The sequence below is a fragment of the Bacillus sp. LR--39 genome, assembly GCF_053613335.1.
The window spans coordinates 1-1,232 of record NZ_JBSIOT010000235.1 but is presented as its reverse complement, the minus strand read 5'-3'; the positions used below and the strand labels follow the sequence as shown (position 1 = coordinate 1,232).

The following is a 1,232-nucleotide window of genomic DNA, read 5'->3' as shown; positions in this document are numbered from 1 at the left end:
CTGGCTCTTGTTTAAACTTTCGAATCGATCTTCTGCTGCGTATGATGTCACGCAGTACTGAATGCTGATGTATTTGTTCGGTTTGAGGCATACCGTCTCACCTTCCTATGCAATTGAAAATGATTATCATTTCATAATGATAACGGAAAGTGCATCTTTTTGTAAACCACCATCCGTATTAGATTTTAAGAATACGGGTTTCTGAGTAAACGGCTGTTCCTGTCATGTTCACTTTCACATGGCCGCCGGCTTCGTTCATTTCGATCTCCACTTTTCCGTCTTTTCCAATTTCCTGCCCTTGTTCAATGATAAATTTATGCTGCTTGGCATTGCCATATTGTTTCATATAGGCCCCCATCACGCCGGAAGCTGTGCCGGTCACGGGGTCTTCAATCGTTCCCGAATACGGGGATGAAAAGTGGCGTCCGTGCAGGTCGCTGTCGGGATGAACGGTTTCAAAGGTAAACGGATGGACTGAAGCTTTTGGCAGATCAATTAACACTTCCGGAAATTGTTTGTTATCTGGCACCATTTTTTTGGAAGCCTCCAATGATTTAAGCGGAACGATGGCTGTCCATATGCCAGTGCTGCCAAACACAATCGGAAGGTCTTCATGAAAATCCTCTTCGGTGATACCCAGTGCGTCCGCAAGTTTTTTCCGATCGCCTGTAAATGGTTTGAATTGCGGAGCGGCCTGTTCAAGCGTGATATGAATACGGCCATCTTTTTCAGAAATCTTCACAGGCAGGATACCCGCTTTCGTTTGGATGCTGTACGTTTTACCGCTCTCCAGCATTCCTTTCTCACATAATGCGTAAAGAGAAGCAACTGTCGCATGACCGCACAAATTCATTTCGTGTCCAGGTGTAAAGTAACGGAGTTCAAGATCGGCCGACTCGCTTTTTCGGATAAAGGAGGTTTCTGAATACCCGGCACGCTCAGCTATGATCTGCATCTCGTCTTCCGTATAATCGTCTCCCTGCAAAACGACGCCTGCAGGGTTTCCTTTGCCGGGGCTGCTTGTAAATGCTTCATATTTTAATACCTCTGCTTCTTTCATTCATCTGCCGCCCTTTCTTTATCAATGTCTCTGTCAGTATAGCAAAAATAATTACGAATCTTCAGTCATTATCAAAAAAACCCATTTTCTTTTTTAAGAAAATGGGTGTAACGATTAAGAATTTCTTGTTTTATAGAGCAAATAAATAAAATAAGGTGCGCCGATAGCCGCT

1 protein-coding gene and 1 pseudogene are annotated in these 1,232 nt (G+C 43.8%); both read right to left on the bottom strand.

What is annotated here, in order from left to right; translation table 11 throughout:
• Positions 1-91: pseudogene (locus ACWHAR_RS22090) on the bottom strand (nitroreductase family protein); the annotation flags it as partial.
• Between the two features lie 87 nt (positions 92-178).
• Positions 179-1,060, bottom strand: a complete 882-nt coding sequence (locus ACWHAR_RS22085) for a PhzF family phenazine biosynthesis isomerase (RefSeq protein ID WP_242304533.1) — start codon at positions 1,058-1,060, stop codon at positions 179-181.
• Positions 1,061-1,232: the final 172 nt, after the last annotated feature.

What these genes read in the sequence shown, in the direction of transcription:
- ACWHAR_RS22085 (WP_242304533.1), bottom strand. Translation starts at nt 1,060, where the DNA reads ATGAAAGAAGCAGAGGTATTAAAATATGAAGCATTTACAAGCAGCCCC.